This window comes from Micromonospora musae, assembly GCF_003626545.1.
Taxonomy (GTDB): Bacteria; Actinomycetota; Actinomycetes; order Mycobacteriales; family Micromonosporaceae; genus Micromonospora; species Micromonospora musae.
On record NZ_RAZS01000005.1, the window covers coordinates 20,133 to 38,405 of the forward strand.

17 protein-coding genes are annotated in these 18,273 nt (G+C 72.8%); 7 read left to right on the forward strand and 10 right to left on the reverse strand.

All coding sequences use genetic code 11. From position 1 onward, the window contains the following. Window positions 1–106 precede the first annotated feature (106 nt). Window positions 107–1,975 (forward strand): translational GTPase TypA, encoded by a 1,869-nt coding sequence (gene typA / locus D7147_RS14840; RefSeq protein ID WP_120677918.1) that lies wholly within the window; start codon window positions 107–109, stop codon window positions 1,973–1,975. Between the two features lie 211 nt (window positions 1,976–2,186). Here the strand turns inward: typA and D7147_RS14845 are convergent, their stop codons facing one another. Next, the gene (locus tag D7147_RS14845) at window positions 2,187–2,852 is read right to left on the reverse strand and encodes a class I SAM-dependent methyltransferase (protein WP_120677920.1); all 666 of its coding nucleotides are present in this window, start codon (window positions 2,850–2,852) and stop codon (window positions 2,187–2,189) included. A gap of 71 nt (window positions 2,853–2,923) precedes the next feature. Here D7147_RS14845 and D7147_RS14850 point away from each other — a divergent pair, with 71 nt between their 5' ends. Then, a complete protein-coding gene (locus D7147_RS14850) occupies window positions 2,924–3,772 on the forward strand; it encodes a serine hydrolase (protein WP_120677922.1) in 849 nt (282 codons plus the stop codon). Between the two features lie 15 nt (window positions 3,773–3,787). Here D7147_RS14850 and D7147_RS14855 read toward each other — a convergent pair whose 3' ends face one another. Next, on the reverse strand, window positions 3,788–4,336 hold the full coding sequence (locus tag D7147_RS14855) for a hypothetical protein (RefSeq protein WP_120677924.1): 549 nt from the start codon (window positions 4,334–4,336) through the stop codon (window positions 3,788–3,790). Between the two features lie 48 nt (window positions 4,337–4,384). Between D7147_RS14855 and D7147_RS14860 the strand changes: the two genes are divergently transcribed. Beyond that, complete coding sequence (locus D7147_RS14860) at window positions 4,385–4,816, forward strand: MarR family transcriptional regulator (protein WP_120677926.1); 432 nt, start codon at window positions 4,385–4,387, stop codon at window positions 4,814–4,816. Window positions 4,817–4,874: 58 nt separating this feature from the next. Here the strand turns inward: D7147_RS14860 and D7147_RS14865 are convergent, their stop codons facing one another. Then, window positions 4,875–5,672, reverse strand: a complete 798-nt coding sequence (locus D7147_RS14865) for a tyrosine-protein phosphatase (RefSeq protein ID WP_120677928.1) — start codon at window positions 5,670–5,672, stop codon at window positions 4,875–4,877. A gap of 155 nt (window positions 5,673–5,827) precedes the next feature. On the opposite strand from D7147_RS14865, the gene D7147_RS14870 reads away from it, so the two are divergent. Both D7147_RS14870 and D7147_RS14875 read left to right on the forward strand, forming a co-directional pair. After that, a complete protein-coding gene (locus D7147_RS14870) occupies window positions 5,828–6,925 on the forward strand; it encodes a mandelate racemase/muconate lactonizing enzyme family protein (RefSeq protein ID WP_120677930.1) in 1,098 nt (365 codons plus the stop codon). A 58-nt stretch (window positions 6,926–6,983) separates the two neighbouring features. Beyond that, window positions 6,984–7,907 carry a C40 family peptidase gene (locus D7147_RS14875; RefSeq protein WP_120678867.1) on the forward strand — a complete coding sequence of 308 codons (924 nt, stop codon included), beginning with the start codon at window positions 6,984–6,986 and terminating at the stop codon, window positions 7,905–7,907. Window positions 7,908–8,028: 121 nt separating this feature from the next. On the opposite strand, the gene D7147_RS14880 is transcribed toward D7147_RS14875, so the two are convergent. From D7147_RS14880 to pnuC, 3 genes are all read right to left on the reverse strand, one after another. Then, window positions 8,029–9,027: a TerC family protein gene (locus D7147_RS14880; RefSeq protein WP_120677932.1), complete on the reverse strand. Its 999-nt coding sequence runs from the start codon at window positions 9,025–9,027 to the stop codon at window positions 8,029–8,031. A gap of 589 nt (window positions 9,028–9,616) precedes the next feature. Continuing rightward, the gene (locus D7147_RS14885) at window positions 9,617–10,708 is read right to left on the reverse strand and encodes an AAA family ATPase (protein WP_233563157.1); all 1,092 of its coding nucleotides are present in this window, start codon (window positions 10,706–10,708) and stop codon (window positions 9,617–9,619) included. Next, window positions 10,705–11,382: a nicotinamide riboside transporter PnuC gene (gene pnuC, locus D7147_RS14890; RefSeq protein ID WP_120677934.1), complete on the reverse strand. Its 678-nt coding sequence runs from the start codon at window positions 11,380–11,382 to the stop codon at window positions 10,705–10,707. The genes D7147_RS14885 and pnuC overlap by 4 nt, the downstream gene beginning before the upstream one ends. A 92-nt stretch (window positions 11,383–11,474) precedes the next feature. Between pnuC and D7147_RS14895 the strand changes: the two genes are divergently transcribed. Then, window positions 11,475–11,768, forward strand: coding sequence for an antibiotic biosynthesis monooxygenase family protein (locus D7147_RS14895; RefSeq protein WP_120677936.1), 294 nt, complete (start codon window positions 11,475–11,477; stop codon window positions 11,766–11,768). A gap of 150 nt (window positions 11,769–11,918) precedes the next feature. On the opposite strand, the gene D7147_RS14900 is transcribed toward D7147_RS14895, so the two are convergent. The 4 genes from D7147_RS14900 to uvrB form a co-directional block, all read right to left on the reverse strand. Continuing rightward, a complete protein-coding gene (locus D7147_RS14900; RefSeq protein WP_120677938.1) occupies window positions 11,919–12,779 on the reverse strand; it encodes a helix-turn-helix domain-containing protein in 861 nt (286 codons plus the stop codon). A gap of 196 nt (window positions 12,780–12,975) precedes the next feature. Continuing rightward, window positions 12,976–13,344 (reverse strand): VOC family protein, encoded by a 369-nt coding sequence (locus D7147_RS14905; protein ID WP_120677940.1) that lies wholly within the window; start codon window positions 13,342–13,344, stop codon window positions 12,976–12,978. A 50-nt stretch (window positions 13,345–13,394) separates the two neighbouring features. Continuing rightward, a complete protein-coding gene (locus tag D7147_RS14910; protein ID WP_120677942.1) occupies window positions 13,395–14,252 on the reverse strand; it encodes a helix-turn-helix domain-containing protein in 858 nt (285 codons plus the stop codon). Between the two features lie 16 nt (window positions 14,253–14,268). Continuing rightward, window positions 14,269–16,377: an excinuclease ABC subunit UvrB gene (gene uvrB / locus D7147_RS14915; protein WP_120678871.1), complete on the reverse strand. Its 2,109-nt coding sequence runs from the start codon at window positions 16,375–16,377 to the stop codon at window positions 14,269–14,271. A gap of 297 nt (window positions 16,378–16,674) precedes the next feature. On the opposite strand from uvrB, the gene D7147_RS14920 reads away from it, so the two are divergent. Continuing rightward, entirely contained in the window at window positions 16,675–18,201 is a 1,527-nt protein-coding gene (locus tag D7147_RS14920) for a hypothetical protein (protein ID WP_199716517.1), read from the forward strand. The last annotated feature ends 72 nt before the right edge of the window (window positions 18,202–18,273 follow it).

Consider the following 18,273-nt stretch of genomic DNA (forward strand, 5'->3'; position numbering starts at 1 on the left):
CAGCCGTGCCCACGGCTGGGACAGGACTTCCACCACAGATCCGGGCCATTTCGGGGGATGACCCCGAGGCGGAACCGGCAACCTCGGACAGGAGAGTATGGAGGGTATGCAGCTACGCACCGACCTCCGCAACGTCGCCATCATCGCCCACGTCGACCACGGCAAGACGACCCTGGTCGACGCCATGTTGCGGCAGGCCGGCGCGTTCGGCGCCCGGGCCGAGGTGACCGACCGGGTGATGGACTCCATGGACCTGGAACGGGAGAAGGGCATCACGATCCTGGCCAAGAACACCGGCGTGCGTTACATGCCGGCCGACGGCTCGGACCCGGTGACCATCAACATCATCGACACCCCCGGCCACGCCGACTTCGGTGGTGAGGTCGAGCGCGGCCTCACCATGGTCGACGGGGTCGTCCTGCTGGTCGACGCCAGTGAGGGTCCGCTGCCGCAGACCCGCTTCGTGCTCCGCAAGGCACTCAAGGCCCGCATGCCGATCATCCTGGTGATCAACAAGGTGGACCGGCCGGACGCCCGGATCAAGGAGGTCGTGGACGACACCTACGAGCTCTTCCTCGACCTGGACGCCGACGAGGAGCAGATCGACTTCCCGATCGTCTACGCCTGCGCCCGCGACGGCATCGCCTCGCTGACCCAGCCCGCCGACGGTGCGGTGCCGGACGACAGCACCTCCCTCGAACCGCTCTTCCGCACCCTGCTGGACACGATCCCGGCGCCCGCGTACGAGCAGGACGCGCCGCTTCAGGCGCACGTCACCAACCTGGACGCCTCGCCGTTCCTGGGCCGGCTGGCGCTGTGCCGGGTCCGCCAGGGCACCATCACCAAGGGCCAGACGGTGGCCTGGTGCCGCACCGACGGCAGCACCCAGCGGGTACGCATCTCCGAGCTGCTGATGACCGAGGGGCTGGAGCGCAAGCCGGCCGAGTCGGCGGGCCCGGGCGACATCATCGCCGTCGCCGGCATCCCCGAGATCATGATCGGTGAGACCCTGGCGGACGCGGAGGACCCGATCCCGCTGCCGCTGATCACGGTCGACGAGCCGGCCATCTCGATGACCATCGGCACCAACACCTCGCCGCTGGTCGGCCGGGTCAAGGGCGCCAAGGTCACCGCCCGGATGGTCAAGGACCGGCTCGACAAGGAGCTCATCGGCAACGTCTCGCTGCGGGTGCTGCCGACCGAGCGCCCGGACGCGTGGGAGGTGCAGGGCCGCGGCGAGCTGGCGCTGGCCATCCTCGTCGAGCAGATGCGCCGGGAGTCCTACGAGCTGACCGTCGGCAAGCCGCAGGTGGTCACCCGGGAGATCGACGGGAAGACCTGCGAGCCGGTGGAGCGGCTGACCATCGACGCCCCGGAGGAGTACCTGGGTGCGATCACCCAGCTCCTCGCGACCCGCAAGGGCCGGATGGAGCAGCTGGTCAACCACGGCACCGGCTGGATCCGGATGGAGTGGCTGGTCCCGGCCCGTGGCCTGATCGGCTTCCGTACCGAATTCCTCACCGACACCCGGGGCACCGGCATCCTGCACCACGTCTTCGAGTCCTACGAGCCGTGGTTCGGCGAGCTGCGGACCCGGCAGAACGGCTCGCTGGTCGCCGACCGGTCCGGCGCGGTCACCTCCTTCGCGATGATCAACCTGCAGGAGCGCGGCCAGCTCTTCGTCGAGCCGACCACCGAGGTGTACGAGGGCATGATCGTCGGAGAGAACTCGCGCTCCGACGACATGGACGTCAACATCACCAAGGAGAAGAAGCTCACCAACATGCGGGCCTCGACCTCTGACGAGACCGAGAAGCTGATCCCGCCGCGCAAGCTCTCGCTGGAGCAGGCCCTGGAGTTCTGCCGCGAGGACGAGTGCGTCGAGGTGACCCCCGCCGCGGTGCGTATCCGCAAGGTGGTGCTGGACCAGCAGCAGCGTGGTCGGGCGGCGGCCCGCCGCAAGCACGCCGGCTGATCCACCCCACGCACCTCGGAGCCCGGCCCGCCCCACCCGGCAGGCCGGGCTCCCCCACATCCCCACCCCTCTCCCCCTCCCTCCCTCCTCGGCCGCGTTGATCATGGAGTTGTTGCTCTCCCACACGGCGTGTCGAGGCGATAACTTCATGATCAACGCGGCTCGGGCGGGGCCGGGCGGGTCGGCCGGGTGGGTCGGCCGGATGGGTCGGTCAGGGTTTGGTGGCCTGAAGGGCGAGCAGATCGGGGATCGCTGTGGCGCCGGACTCCTGGAACCGGGTCGGCACCAGCCCCGCCTCGGTCACCGCGTTCAGCAGGTCGGCGAGCGGCACGTGCCAGGCGCCGACCCGGGCACGCACCCCGTTCGGGTTCCAGCCGCGACGGGTGCGCGCACGGTCGGCGTAGCCGCCGTCGACCACCGCCCGCGCCGGGTCGGACCGATCGGCGAACGCGCCGACGAAGCACGGGTGCACGCCCACGTGCACGAAGCGTCCGCCGGGAGCCAGCACCCGGGCGGCCTCCGCGATCACCGCCGAGTAGTCGGGCAGATCGGTGTGCCCGAGTACGCAGGTCACCGCCGGCACGCAGCCGTCGGCGACCGGCAGCCGGGTCACGTCGGCCCGTGCCACGGGCAGCCGCCCGTGGGCGTACCGCAGCTGCCCGGCCGACAGGTCCACGCCCATCGGCTGCCAGCCCAGCGCCCGCAGGTGCGCGGCGTGCACCCCGGTGCCGCAGCACAGATCGAGGCACCGGTGACCCGCGGCGGAGCCGAGCAGGTCGGTGAGCTGGACGCGCACCCGGTCCATGTAGTCGGCCGAGGTGTCGGAGGCGAACCGTTCGTACCAGTCGGCGATGTCGTCGTACGCGGCGGTCGGCATTCCCGCACGCTAGCCCCCGGGCCGTCCGGCCGTCGCCCCGTAGAGCGCCATGATCCGCTACGGTCACCGACATGACCTGGGAGCACCTCGACGCGCACCTCGACACGGTGCCCGGCACCGTCTCCGCGTACGTGGGGCGGCCGGACGCCGAACCCGCCTGGACCCGCCGGGCGGACGCCACCCACTACGCGGCCAGCACCATGAAGGCCGCGGTGCTCGCCGCCCTGCACCGCGCCGCCGAGGCGGGCGCCCTCGACCTGGACGCCCCGGTTCCGGTGGTCAACTCGTTCGACTCGGCGCAGCCCGGCGCCCCCCGCTTCACCTGCGCCCAGCACTACGACAACGACGACGCGGTGTGGGCGCGGGTGGGCGGCACCGCGCCGCTGCGCTGGCTCGCGCACCGCATGATCGTCCGCTCCAGCAACCTCGCCACCAACCTGGTGATCGGCCACGTCGGCCTGCCCGCGGTCGCCGAGGTCTGGTCGCTCGCCGGCGCCCGGCACAGCGTCACCGGCCGGGGCATCGAGGACTTCGCCGCCCGCGACAACGGCATCACCAACCTCGTCACCGCCGCGGACCTGGCCGCCCTGCTCGGCGCGCTCGCCACCGGCGCCACCCGTCCCGGCCCCATCGCCTCGCCGGCCGCCTGCGCCGAGATGCTGGACGTGCTCGTCGCCCAGGAGCACCGCGAGGACCTCGCCGCCGGCCTGCCACCGGGCACCCGGATCGCGCACAAGAACGGCTGGGTCCGCGGCGTCCGGCACGGCGCCGGCGTGGTCTTCCCCGACGACGCCGCCCCGTACGCCGTGGTCGTCTGCACCACCCGCGACGCCGAAGGCGACGACGAGGACGACGCCGACGCCTGCGCGCTCATCGCCGACGTCTCCGCCCGGGTCTGGTCGGCTCGCCACGACCTCTGACGGGCCGGCGCGCCGTCAGGCGGGCCGGGCATCCGCGGGTGTGTCGACGGGCGGGTGGTCGTCGACGGGCGCCACGATCAGCGTCCGGGCGATCCCGACCAGCCACAGGAAGGTGAACGCGATGACGGTCGGGTTCTTGACCGCCACCACGACCGCGGTCACCGTCTCCCGGCTCGCCTCCGGCACGGCGGCGGCGATCACGGCGTTGGGAATGACGTCGAAGACGACGAACGCGGCCGCCAGGACCACCCACTGCAGCCAGAACGCCACCGGCCGGGCGTCGATCCCGGCCGTGAGCCGGGACCAGGCCGCTCGGCGGTCGATTCCGGTCGCCGCCAACTCCCGCAGCATCAGCCCGGCGATCAGGAGCAGCAGGAGCAGCCGGACGAGCACGACCAGCACCTCGGTGGTGACGGCCACCGGCGTCGCCACGTCGAAGCGTACGACGAGGAACCGCTGCACGGTCGGCACCAGCGACAGCCCGATGACGAGCAGCGGGTGGTGCCCGTAGAAGCGCGCCGCCCAGCCGAGCGCCGCTTTGCTCAGAGCGAGTGCCTGCCTCATACTTCACGAGAATGAACTATCCATCCAGATGAAGCAATAGGGAGTCGGATGCGGGACTACGGCTGGGAGCTGAGCACGGCGATCGTGCTCTTCCACGAGGCGATCGCCCGCCGCCTCGGCCTCAACGCGGCCGAACACAAGGCACTCGGCCTCATCGTGCGCTCCGGCCCCCTCCCGACCGGCACGCTCGCCCCCGAACTCGGCGTGGGAGCCACCGCCGTCACCGCCATCGTCGACCGGCTGGTACGCGCCGGCTACGTCCGGCGCGAGCCCGACCCGACCGACCGGCGCCGGGTGCTCCTCGTCGCCGACCAGTCCCGGGCACCCGACCTGAACGGCATCTTCGCCGACCTCGGACGGGAGATGAACACCTTCATGGCCGGCTACGACGAGCACGAGATGGCCGCGATCGTCGACTACCTGGAGAACACCATCCGGGTCCTCAAGGCACAGACCGCCAAGCTCGCCGAGCAGCCGTGACCACCTCCGGCCCGCCGACGGCCCTCGACGCACCGGCGACCAGCAGGACGTGGCCGGCTCACTCCAGCAGGTGCGTACGCAGCGCCTCGACCACCTCGTCGGTCAGCCCGAGACCGTCACGCAGGTACGCCTCGAACGAGCCGTGCACCCGGCGCACCTCGTCGTAACCCGCGTCGAGGTACTCCGAGCGCACCTCCAGCACCGGCAGCACCGCCTCGACGTCCAGCTCCGGCTGGCGACGCCGCATCGCCTCGACGATCACCGCCCGCAGGCTCTCGGTGAGCGGGTTGTTCCGCAGGTACTCGGCGCGGATCGCCTCCTCCTCCACCCCCAGCGCGGTCAACAGGATCACCGTCAGCCAACCGGTGCGGTCCTTCCCCGCCGAGCAGTGGTAGACCAGCGGCAGGTTCTCCACCCGCGCCGCCAGCCGCACCGCCTCGGCGAAGCCCGCCCGCGCCGACACCCCCGCGACGAACCACCGGTAGATCGCCGCCATCGCCGCCGGAGTCCCCTGCCGCGCCAGCTCCGCGTAGGCCGACAGGTCGTGGCCGAGCAGCACCGCCGACACGTACGTGAACACCGGATGCTCCGGGTCGTACACCGGAAGGGTCACCAGCCGCGGCTCACCCACCAACCGGTCCGCCGGGGCGACCACGACCTCCGAGCGGTCCCGCAGGTCCACCACGCAGGCCGGCGCGAGCTTGCCGAGCACCCCCAGGTCGTCGTCGGTCAACCGACCGAGCGCCGGGGTACGGACCAGCCGGCCGGCGCGCACCCGCCGACCCCCCGCCCCGATCAGGCCGCCCAGGTCACGCGCGTTCGGCGCGCCCACCAGCTCCCAGTCCCGCCCGCTCATCCCGACGCCTCCGCACCCACCCGAAAACCTGCCCGCACGTTCCCCGCTCGACGCCGAGCACCCGCCATGCAGAGGCGGCGTCGCGTCGATGCCCCGCTGCCCGACGCCGTCGCGCACCACGTCGTCGAGCCTGGTCTGCGTATAGGGTGCCGCACATGACGATCGCCGCGGTACGCACCCACCGGCTCACCGCCCCCTTACACACCCCGTTCGTCACCGCACTGCGCCGGACGACCACGGTGGACACCCTGGTCGTCGAGGTGGTCGACACCGACGGCCGCACGGGGTTCGGCGAGGCGCCGCAGGTGTGGCAGGTGACCGGCGCGTCGATCGACGGCTCCGAGGCGTGCGTCCGGCAACTGCTCGGGCCGCTGCTCACCGGCCGCGACCCGGACCAGCTGGTGGCCCGCTGCACCGAGGTGCAGCGCGCGGTGGTCGGCAACGAGGCCGCCAAGATGGCCGTCGACGTCGCGCTGCACGACCTGGCCGCGCGGCGGCTCGGCGTACCCCTGGTGCGAATGCTCGGCGGCACCGCGCTGGTCGTGCCCACCGACGTCACGCTCGCCGCCGGCGAGGCCGCCGACCTGGCCGAGACCGCCGGCAAGCGGCACGCCGAGGGCTTCGACGTGCTCAAGCTCAAGGTCGGCACGGACGCCGCCGGTGACCTGGACCGCGTCCGGGCGGTACGCGCCGCGGTCGGCCCGGACGTGCGGATCCGGCTCGACGCGAACCAGGGCTGGACTCCCCGCGAGGCGGTCCGGGTGATCTGTGGCATCGAGGACGCCGGGCTCGACGTGGAGCTGGTCGAGCAGCCGGTGGTCCGCTGGGACCTCGACGGGCTGGCCTGGGTGAGCGACCGGGTGGACGTGCCGATCCTCGCCGACGAGTCGGTGTTCGGGGTGCGTGACCTGGTCGAGGTGATCCGTCGCCGGGCCGCCGACCTGGTCAACGTCAAACTGGCCAAGTGCGGCGGCCTGCACCCCGCGCGCACCCTGCTCGAACTGGCCACCGCGCACGGCCTCGGCACCGTCGTCGGGTCCATGATGGAGAGCGAGGTGGGCATCGGCGCGGCCGCCAGCCTCGTCGCCGCGTACGGCACCACCGCCGTGCCCGACCTCGACGCCGCCTGGTGGCTGGCCCGATCGCCGGTCCGCGGCGGACTCCGTTACGAGGGGGCGTCGGTCGTGCTGCCGGACGCGCCCGGCCTCGGCATCACCTCGGTGACTGAAGCAAAGGTGCAGGACGCCGGTTGAGCACCGGCGGTTTCTTTCATAAGGTCGCGAGGAACAGCACGCACAACTGGGGGTGGACGTGGAGCTGCAACCGGGCCGCGAGGCCGTCGTCGGGGCGGCGGTCGCGACGCTCTGGACCGACCCCGAAGCGGTACGCCCCATCGACCGGCCCGCCCTCGCCACCCGCACCGACATCCCCGCCTGGATCAGCGGGATGGACAGCGACCAGCAGGTCGGCGACTGCGTACTGAGCCAACTGCTGCTCGGCGAACGGGTCCTCGTCACCGAACTCCGACCGGACGGCTGGGCGCACGTCGTCGCCGTCGAACAACCCGCCGCCAAGCTCGACCCGCGCGGCTACCCCGGCTGGCTCCCCACCGACCAGCTCGTCCCCGCCGAGGAGACCGTCCCCGCCGACGTCGCGCCGCTGGTGCTGGACGCGAGCGTCAGCGCGCTGCGAGCGGCCCCCGACGGCCCGGTCGTGCTGCCCGGGCTGATCCTCGGCACCCGGCTCGCCGCGGCCGGGACGGCACGCGACGGCTGGCGGCCGGTGCACGCCCCCGGCCACGCCGAGCCGCTCTGGCTGCCCGAGTCACACCTCGCGGAGCCCTCGGCCACCCCACCGACCGCCGCCGAGGTGCTCGCCGTCGCACAACGCCTGCTCGACGTCGTCTACGTCTGGGGCGGCGTCACCGCGTACGGCATCGACTGCTCGGGCCTGGTACACCTGGCCTGGCGCCGGTTCGGGGTGCAGCTGCCCCGCGACGCCGACGACCAGGCGGCCGCCACCGTCCCCCTGACGCTCGGCGACGAACGCCCCGGTGACCTCTACTTCTTCGCCCGCCCCGGACGCAAGATCCACCACATCGGCATCGTCACCGCCGAGCCGGGCTCGGCCGGCGACCGGCGCATGCTGCACGCCTGTTACCGGCGGCGGCGGGTGCTGGAGGAGGCGCTGCCGGCCGAGCGGGTCGCCACCCTGGTCGGCGCCCACCGGGTCTGACCGCCCAGGTACGCGAAGGAGGGGTGGCTCGTCGACGAGCCACCCCTCCTTCGCGTACGTGTCACGCCGCCGGCCCGGGCGCGGCGGCCTCGACGTGCCGCCGCGCGCCCGGGCCGTGGGATCAGCTGCGCGCCTCGGCCAGCGCTCGGCGCCGGTCCCGGGCCGACTTGACCAGGCTGGCCGCCGTGGCCGCCAGCAACGTGCCGATGATCACCAGCAGCGAGAGCCAGATCGGGATGTGCGGCGCCCAGCCCACGTGCTCGCCACCGTTGACGAACGGCAGGTTGTTGTCGGCGAGCGCCTCCAGCACCAGCTTGACGCCGATGAAGCCGAGCACCACCGCCAGGCCGTAGCTGAGGTAGATCAGCCGGTCCAGCAGCCCGCCCAGCAGGAAGTAGAGCTGACGCAGGCCCATCAGGGCGAAGACGTTGGCGGTGAAGACCAGGTACGGCTCCTGGGTGATCCCGAAGATCGCCGGGATCGAGTCCAGCGCGAAGATCAGGTCGGTGGTGCCGATGGCGATCATCACGATCAGCAGCGGGGTGAAGAGCCGCTTACCGTTCTCGTGCGTGACGAGCCGGCCACCCTCGTACGAGCGCGACAGCGGCAGCGCCCGGCGACTCCACCGGATCAGCACGTTCTCGGAGAACTCGTCCTCGTCCGGCTCGCCCTGCCGGGCCAGGTTGATCGCCGTGTAGATGAGGAACGCGCCGAAGATGTAGAAGACCCAGGAGAACTGGGAGATCAACGCCGCACCGGCGGCGATGAACCCGCCGCGCATGATCAGCGCCAGCACGATGCCGATGAGCAGCACCTTCTGCTGATACTGCCGGGGCACCGCGAACCGGGCCATGATGATCACGAAGACGAAGAGGTTGTCGACCGAGAGGCTGTACTCGGTCAGCCAGCCCGTGTAGAACTGGCCGGCCGCGCTCCCGCCGGCCGTCAACCAGACACCCGCCCCGAAGAGCAGGGCGAGACCGACGTAGAAGCCGACCCAGAGGCTCGACTCCCGCACGCTCGGTTCGTGCGGCCGCCGCCCGATGATGAGCAGGTCGACCGCGAGGACCGCGATCAGAGCGACGAGCGTGACCGCCCACACCAGCCCGGACACATCCAACGTTCATTCCTCCGGCAGACACGCGGCAACGGGCACACCGTACGCCTGGTGGGGGCGCGGCGTGCCGGCGATGCTCGCTGTGGTGACTGTCGGAGGTCTCTTCCGTCACCGCGGGTGGCGGCGACCGACGGGGCCGGGTCGCGCCACCTGGGTGGTCGACCGTGCTGACGACTCCGCCGCGGGGGAATACTCCCCTCCTCGATCACCATTGTGGCGCACCGGGTCCGCTGATCGCACGTCGGGCGGCGGTGGCGTCAGCCACCCCGACCCGGTGCCGGACTTCGACCTGCTCCCGCCCTGCCGGATGCGACCGGTGATCGACTCGGGTTCCGTGATGTCGGGGCATCACGCGGCCGGGACACCCCGACATCACGGAAACCGAGCGGATCACCGGCACGCCTGCGGCCATTCGCGTGACCTAACCGCACAGCCGTGGTTGATCCGGACAGACCTGCCGGACCGGATGGCCGGGGCCGATCCGGGCAGAGGGCGGTCCGCTCGCGCCCGCCGAGACGGGAAGCGCCCGCTGACGGGACGATCGGGCGACGCGAGCGCCGCCACACCGCCTACGGCATCCTAGGAGGCTGGGTCATGCCTGTGGCACCAGCGGATCGGCCAGGCCCCAACCGGCGGAGAGCAGCGCGTCGCAGGCGGCCACCGCTCGCGCCAACCGCTCCTCGTGCGAGCCGGTCAACTCCACCACCGGCACACCGCAGCCGGCCAGCTCGGCTCGGAACCGGTCGGTCATCCAGGCCCGCAGGTGCTCACCGTCGCGCAGGCCGTCGTCGGTGAACGGCACGTCCCGGTGATCGGTGAGCAGGTACAGCGCGGGTCGCCGGGCGGCCGCCCGGACCGCCGCCGAGGCCGAGCCCAGGTAACGCTCCTCCCAGACCGCGGTGGCCCGGGCGTCGGTGTCGCAGATCAGCAGCGGGCCGCCGGACCGGGCCGCCGCGTCCTCAGCCGCCTGCTGCGCCCGCACCACCTCCAGGAAGTCGTCCCGGTCCCAGGTGACGTCGAAGACGGTCGCCTCCGGCCGCCGTTCGCGCAGCCGCGCCAGCTTGCGGGCGGTCAACTCCCGGCCGTACTCCGGCACCCAGGCCGTGCCGTAGTGGGCCCCGAGAGCGGCGGCCATGGTGGTGGTGCCGGTCGACTCCGCGCCGACCACCACCACCCGCCGCACGAACCAGGCCCGCACCGGCGGGGCCAGCCACCGCCAGTTCGCCACCGGGTCCGCCCGCACGGCGGTCCCGGACACCGGCAGGTCGCGCCGGCCCGGATCCACGGTCACCGGCACCGCGTCGAAACGCCGCGCCAACTCGACGCCGTACGCCTCGGACGAGAAGACCGCGTCCACCGGACGGTCGCCGACGGCCTCGCGGAAGACCGCGCAGTGCGCCTCCCACGCCGCCGGATCGGCGTAGTCCACCGGATGGTCGTCGTACCGCCCGACGAACCGGACCCAGGGCGTACCGGCGTGCACCTCCCGCAACCAGTCCAGCCGATCGGCGAGCGGGATCGACTCCCGCCGGGACGGCGCGACCACCACGGTGACCGCCGCGCAGCGAGCCGCCGCCGCCCCGATCAGCGCGTGATGGCCCGCGTGCGGCGGATAGAACTTGCCCACCACCATGCCGTGGCGGAACTCCGCCCCCGGCCCGTGAGCGGTCGCCGTGCCGGTCACCGGCCGAGGCGGGCCGCGCCGCCGGTCACCCGCTCGGCGGCGTCCGGCGCCTGCGACGGTGTCGCCGCGTCCCCGCGCAGGTCCGCGCGCCACGCCCGCAGCCCGACCACGCAGAGGGCGAGGAAGACCAGGTAGAGCGCGGAGGTCAGGTAGAGCCCCTTGTAGGCGTACAACGGGATGTAGATCAGATCGGCGGCGATCCAGAGCCACCAGCTCTCCACCCGCTTGCGGGTCTGCCCGTAGGTGGCCAGCAACGACAGGGCCGTGGTCAGCGCGTCGGGCAGCGGCACGGTGGAGTCGGTGGCCCGGTCCAGCAGGAGCCAGAGTCCGCCGGTGAGCAGCAGACCCGCGGCGGCCAGGGCCAGCCACTCCGACCGCCCGGTGCGGCTGACCGCGAGCCGGCTGCGCTGCTCGCCGCCGAAGAGCCAGTGCCACCAGCCGTAGAGGCCGAGTCCTACGTAGACGATCTGGAGCCCGGCGTCCGCGTACAGGCCGGCCGTCCAGAACAGCAGCATGAGCAGCAGCACGTTCGCGAGGCCCACCGGCCAGTTCGCGATGCGCTGGCGGGCCACCAGCCAGACGTTGACCACGCCGGTGGCGAAGCCCAGCAGCTCGGCCCAGGTGGTGGCGGTGCCGGCCACGGAGAACGCCGCGCCGGTGAGCCAGTCGATCATTCGTGTTCCTCCCGTCGGCCACCCTATGGCCGACTCCGCCCTGTGGACAGACCCCGTTCCGGCCGCCGACGGCGGCGTGGCAGGCTGTCGGCATGGTGCTCGAGGTCGCGCTGATCGACGTACTGCCCGGACACGAGGAAGAGTTCACCGCCGCGTACGCCCAGGGGCGTCCGGTGCTGGCCAGCACACCCGGCTGCCGGTCGGTGCGGATGACCCGGGGAATCGAGTCCCCGTCCCGCTTCGTGCTGCTCGTCGAGTGGGACACGGTCGAGGCGCACGACGAGAACTTCCGCGGCACCGAGCGGTTCACCCAGTGGCGGGCGCTGATCGGGCCGCACTTCGCCGGCCCGCCCGTGGTCGAGCACTACACCGACGTCACGGTCTGACGGCGCGACCGGCCCGAGTCGCGCTGTCGTACCCCTGTCCTATGGTGCGGACGCACGCGCGGGTCACCGGTCCCGACGGGCTCGGGGGCGCCGGGCCCGGTGCTCGCGCGTCCTCCGCCGCCCGGTCTCCGAGGGCGAGTCGCCCCGACCTCAGCCGTCGACGCCGCGCGCCAGCACCGCCACCGTCTCCTCCGCCGGAAGCGCGACGCCGAGCAGCGCCTCGGTGATCCGCTCGTACCGGTCGACGTCGGCGACCGTGGCCAGCCGGACGTCGGTGGTCAACGTCTCCAGCATCACGGTGCGTGGGTCGGCCGGGTCGGGGAACGCGTAGCAGGAGTACGGCGTCAGCGGATGCAGGCCGCTCAGCGCCGTCGCCCCCCGGGGCAGCAGCCGCAGGGTGACGTTCGGCAGATCGGCGAGCGTGACCAGATGGCGCAGCTGCTCGCGCCAGACCTCGACCGGGATCTCCTCCGGGTCGCAGGCGGCCTCGGCCAGGAGCGCCGTGTACCGGGGCGGGTCCGCCCGGCGCAGCACCTCCTGCCGGACCGCCCGGGCGCGTACCTCGGCCTCCACGTCGTGCCCCGGATCGAGCGCGACGGCCGGGGCGAGCCGCAGCCGGGCGTACGCCGGGGTCTGCAGCAGCCCCGGCACGACGGCCGGCTGGTACTCGACGATGCGCGCCGCGCCCGCCTCCAGCTCGGCGTAGGTGCGCTGCCGCTCCCCCATCTCGGCCAGCGTCTTCCACCAGCCCCGGCCGGTGGCCGCGTCGCGGGCGATGACGATGAGCTGGTCCCGCAGCGGCCCCGGCACCTCGTAGACGTCGAGCAGGTCGAGCACGTCGGCCAGGTCCGGACGGCTCTGGCCCAGCTCGATACGGGACAGCTTCGACGTCGAGGCCCACCCCAGCCGGTCACAGACCTGCTCCAGGGTCAGCGCCTCACGGCGACGTAGTTGACGCAGCTCGGCACCGAGCCGCACACGGCGAATGACAGGACTCGTTGGCAGCGGCATTCCCGGCCCTCCCCACCGAGGGAGAGTACGCAGGACGATCACGCAGCGCAATACCTTGCTCGCGGAACGCAACCACCATTGTGCACGTGAGCAGGAGGAGGGACGGTGCGACGTCCCACCGGACACGCGGCGACAGCGGGCGACGCCGGCCCGTGGGCAGGCGTACCCGCCACGGCGGCAGGCCCGCCCGTCGTCCTCAGGCGCGGTAGGTGCCGAAGCTCCACATGTTGCCGACGAGATCGCGGGCCGCGTAGTCCCGTGATCCGTAGTCGGTGTCGAACGGTTCCCGGACAATCTCGGCCCCCGCCGCCCGGGCCCGTACGCAGTGCGCGTCGACGTCGTCGATCGCGACGTACACCGCCCAGTCGTCCTCGGCCGGCCGAGGCCGGGACTCGGCCCGACCACCGATCATGATCATGCCGGTGTCCAGGGTGAGTTCCGCGTGGGCCACGCTGCCGTCCGGCGCCTCGTGCACGGCGTGCACGCCGAAGCCGAAGGCGGCGCAGAGCCAGTCGATGGCGGCGCGGGGGTCGGGGTAGCGGAGAACGGGATACACGGTACGCATGTCGCCGAGTCTGCCGACCGGGCAGTCGCGGGGATTGGACGAATGTGACCTCAGCCGGTCGCCGTGGTCGACTGCCCGGCCAGCAGCGCCGCCGGTGTGTCACCGGCGAACTCCCGGAAATCACGAATCAGGTGCGACTGGTCGTAGTACCCGTACCGGGCGGCGACGTCGGCACCACCCCCGACCGGCCCGCGCCCGGGGTCCGGCGCGACGGACAGCAGCGGGCCGGCCAGCGCCGCATACGCCCGCTGGAAACGCAGCAGCCGCGCCGTGGTCTTCGGGGGCAGACCGACCTCGTGCCGGAACCGTGCGGCGAGGTGCCGCCGGCTCCACCCCAGCTCGTCGGCGAGCAGTCCGATCCCGACCCGACCGTCGCTACCGGTGAGCTGCTGCCAGGCCCAGGCGATCCTCGGGTCGGCCGGCACCGAGGCGGCCAGCCGGGCGGCGAAGGCCGCGTCCAGCAGCGCGAACCGCTGCGTCCAGACCGACGTCTCCGCGAGCCGCTGCCGGAGCCGCTCCAGCCAGCCACCGGGCAGCCGCGTCACGTCCACCGCCCGGTTCGCCAGCTCGACCATGGGCAGGCCGAGGATCCGGCGGGCGGTCAACGGCGCCAGCAGCACCTGGACGCCCTCCCCCACCCCGACCGTCTCGGTGCGGCACCACCTGTCGAACGTGCCGGCCACGAAGGTGTCCACCCCGTACGCGCTGCGCTCCCCGCTGCGCGGGTCGATCACGTCGAGCGGGGCGCCCCAGCCGAGGATGAGCACCACGAAGGCGCCGGCCGCCTCGCGGCGCACCAACGGCAGGTCCGCCCGCTCCCGATAGCCGATGTACCTGTCGACGTACGGGCGCAGCCGGCCCTGGGGCAGCCCGAGGACCACCCCGTCGGCCGGCCCGCCCGTCGTCATCGACCGGAGCCGCCGCTCACTTCACGCCGGCCGCGTCCATGCCGCGTAGCTCCTTCTTGAGGTCGGAGATCTCGTCACGGATCCGGGCGGCCAGCTCGAACTGCAGCTCGCGGGCCGCGCCGAGCATCTGGTCGTTGAGCTCCTGGATGAGCTGGGCCAGGTCCGCCCGGGCCATCCCCTCGCGCGACGGGGTGGCGGCGGTGGCCCTGCCACGACTGCGGGTCTCCTTGACCGGGGCCTTGCCTCGGGACAGCTGGCGTACCGCACCGCCGACGGTGTTGTGCGCGGTGTCCTCCGCCTCGCGGTAGATGTCGTCGAGGATGTCGTGGATCTTCTTCCGCAGCGGCTCGGGGCTGATGCCGTGCGCCTCGTTGTGCACGATCTGCTTGGCCCGCCGCCGGTTGGTCTCCTCGATCGCGTCCGCCATCGACGGAGTGATCTTGTCGGCGTACATGTGGACCTGGCCGGAGACGTTACGGGCCGCCCGGCCGATGGTCTGGATCAGCGACCGGCCGCTACGCAGGAAGCCCTCCTTGTCGGCGTCGAGGATCGCCACCAGCGACACCTCGGGCAGGTCGAGGCCCTCCCGCAGCAGGTTGATGCCGACCAGCACGTCGTAGTCGCCCTTACGCAGCTCCCGCAGCAGCTCCACCCGGCGCAGCGTGTCGACCTCGGAGTGCAGGTAACGCACCCGGATGCCGTTCTCCAGCAGGTAGTCGGAGAGGTCCTCGGCCATCTTCTTGGTGAGCGTGGTGACCAGCACCCGCTCGTCGCGCTCGGTGCGCAGCTTGATCTCGTGCATCAGGTCGTCGATCTGGCCCTTGGTGGGCTTCACCACGACCTCCGGGTCGATCAGGCCGGTCGGGCGGATCACCTGCTCGACGAACTCGCCCTGCGCCTGCTCCAGCTCCCAGGAGCCGGGAGTCGCGGAGAGGAAGACCATCTGCCCGACCCGCTCCAGGAACTCGTCGAAGCGCAGCGGCCGGTTGTCGGCCGCGCTGGGCAGCCGGAAGCCGTGGTCGATGAGCATCCGCTTGCGGGAGGCGTCGCCCTCGTACATGCCGCCGATCTGCGGGATCGTCACGTGCGACTCGTCGATGACGGTGAGGAAGTCGTCGGGGAAGTAGTCGAGCAGGCAGTGCGGCGGGCTGCCCGGCAGCCGGCCGTCGATGTGCATCGAGTAGTTCTCGATGCCGGAGCAGAAACCGACCTGGCGCATCATCTCGAGGTCGTAGGTGGTGCGCATCCGCAGGCGCTGGGCCTCCAGCAGCTTGCCCTGCCGCTCCAGCTCCGCCAGCCGCTCGGCCAGCTCGGCCTCGATGTCACGGACCGCCCGCTCCATCCGCTCCGGGCCCGCCGCGTAGTGGGTCGCCGGGAAGATCAGCAGGTGGTCGACCTCGCGGACCACGTCGCCGGTGAGCGGGTTGAGGTAGTAGAGCTTCTCCACCTCGTCGCCGAAGAGCTCGATCCGGACGGCCAGCTCCTCGTAGGCCGGGATGATCTCCAGCGTGTCGCCGCGGACCCGGAACGTGCCCCGGTTGAAGGCCATGTCGTTACGGGTGTACTGGATGTCGACCAGGCGGCGCAGCAGCTGGTCACGGTCGACCTCCTGGCCGACGGCCACCCGGACCGCCCGGTCGAGGTACTCCTCCGGCGTGCCCAGGCCGTAGATCGCCGACACGGTGGCGACCACGACCACGTCGCGGCGGGTGAGCAGCGACATCGTCGCCGAGTGCCGCAGCCGCTCGACCTCCTCGTTGATCGAGGAGTCCTTCTCGATGTAGGTGTCGGTCTGCGGGATGTAGGCCTCGGGCTGGTAGTAGTCGTAGTAGGAGACGAAGTATTCGACAGCGTTGTTCGGCAGCAGCTCGCTGAACTCCTTGGCCAGCTGCGCGCAGAGCGTCTTGTTCGGCGCGAGCACCAACGTCGGCCGCTGCAGCCGCTCGACGAGCCAGGCGGTGGTCGCGCTCTTGCCGGTGCCGGTCGCGCCGAGCAGCACCGTGTTGCGGTCACCGCGGCGAACCCGCCGCTCCAGGTCGTCGATGGCCGCCGGCTGGTCACCGGCGGGTTGGAACTCACTGACGACCTCAAAGCGGCCGTCGAGCCGGGGAATGTCGAGCGCCATGACCTCAACGGTACGCCGACGGTCCGACATGTCCGGGCGGCTCGAGACCGGGTGACCACCTTCGATATTCCCATTGTGTGGCACATGCCACCGGACTACGCTCTGCGTGTAGGCCGCTCGCGGCGGCCGACCGGGCCCGGCGGCCCGGCCGACATCCGGCCGGCGGTCGCCCCCGGCACGATGGTCGCAGCACCCGGTCACCCGGCGTGCGCACCCGACGTGGTCGCGCCAGAGGCGCACCGGCCGCCGCGAGCGCCCCGCACGTCACTCCACTCCCCTCCGGCCGTTCAACAACGCGTGGAAACCTCCCCGCGTCCGGATCCCACGGCGACGCCGCCGACCGCCCGCAGCGGCCCGAGCCGGGCCCTGCCCACCGTCGCGGTGCCACCGCCCGGCCCAGCAGGCGCCGGGCCCGACGACACCGGGCTGCTGCCGAAGGTCACCGCCCGCCGTCGTCGTCACCTGCTCGCCATGCTCGGCCTGGTCGCCGTCCTCTCCGCCGTGGGGCTGGTGCTCGGGCTGCTCAGCTGGGCGCCCGAACCACCCGAGCCGGCCCGGGCGCTGACCGTCGGCGAGGCCGAGCGGCTGGCCGCGGTGCGGGTGACCAACTACCGCGACCTGCGCGCCGGGGTGCACGTGACGTTCGGCGCCGAGGAGTCCCGCACCGAGCTGGTGGGCTGGGTCGACTGGTCCCGGCCGCTGCTCTACCTCGACGTCGGCGGTCCCGGGGCCGGCGCCGAACGCGGACTCCTCCAGGCCACCCCCACCGTCCTGGTGATCCGGCCCGACCCGTGGGCCGTGCCCACCGCCGCGACGCCCCCGCTGGTGCCTCCCACCGACCGGTGGCGACTGCACGACCTGCCCGACGGGCACGCCCTGACCCCAGTACTGAAGCTGCTCTTCGACCTCGCCGCCGACCGCACGGACCCGATCCCGACCGCCGACGCCCGCTGGCTGGCCCGCGAGACGCTCACCGCCGGGCCGGCCGACGTCCTGCAGGGCCGCCTGCCGGGGGCCGCGACCGCCCCGGACGACCTGGAGGACCGACCGCGGTACTGGGTGGACGACGACGCCCGGCTGCACCGGATCGCCGTCCGGCTCCCCGGCGCGGGGGCGGTGAACGTGGACCTCAAGCGGATCGACCGGCCTACCCTGCGTCCCGTCGACGCCCTGGGCGGCCGGCCCGGCCTGCCCCGGGCGTTGACCGCCGCCGAACGCACCCGCGTGGAGCGCCTCCCGCAGCGGCTGCGCGCCCAGCAGGGGGCCACCGTGACCCTCTCCGCCTCCGTCGGGCGGGAGACGAACCTACGGGGCGCGGGGTGGCTCAGCTGGGCCGGGAGGACCGGCTACCTGGGGGTGGCCGACCTCGGGGTGCCGCAGCGCCGGACGCTGCTGTGGCGCGGCCCCACCGGCGTCTCCCGGACGCAGGTCCCCGCGACCGACGACCCGGAGAAGCCCGGGAGACCACCCCTGCCGCCGCCGGCGAAGACCGTCTGGAAGTCCGAGCGGGCCGGCGCGGACGAGGTCGCCGTGCTGCTGGACGCGGCGCTCGGCGCCGGTCGTACGGCACCGCGCGGCACGGCCGTACGGCTGCGGGAGGACACCCTGGCCGACCGGGTGGTGGACGTCGTCGAGCTGCGTGGCGGGCGCGCTCCGGTGCGCTACTGGATCGACCGCGACGGCCTGCTCCGCCGGGTCGAGCTGCGTACCGGGGCGGCCACCTGGGCTCAGCTCGACCTTCAGCCCGGCCGGGTGCCGGCGCTGCCCGCGCCGAAGCCCGCCGCCGGGAAGAACGGGCGGCCGGCCCCGGCCTCGTCCCGCTGACTCCCGTGGAGAGCCGGGCGGCGCCACACCCGGATCGCTCCGGCCCGACACCGGACCGGCCGGCCGCCGAGG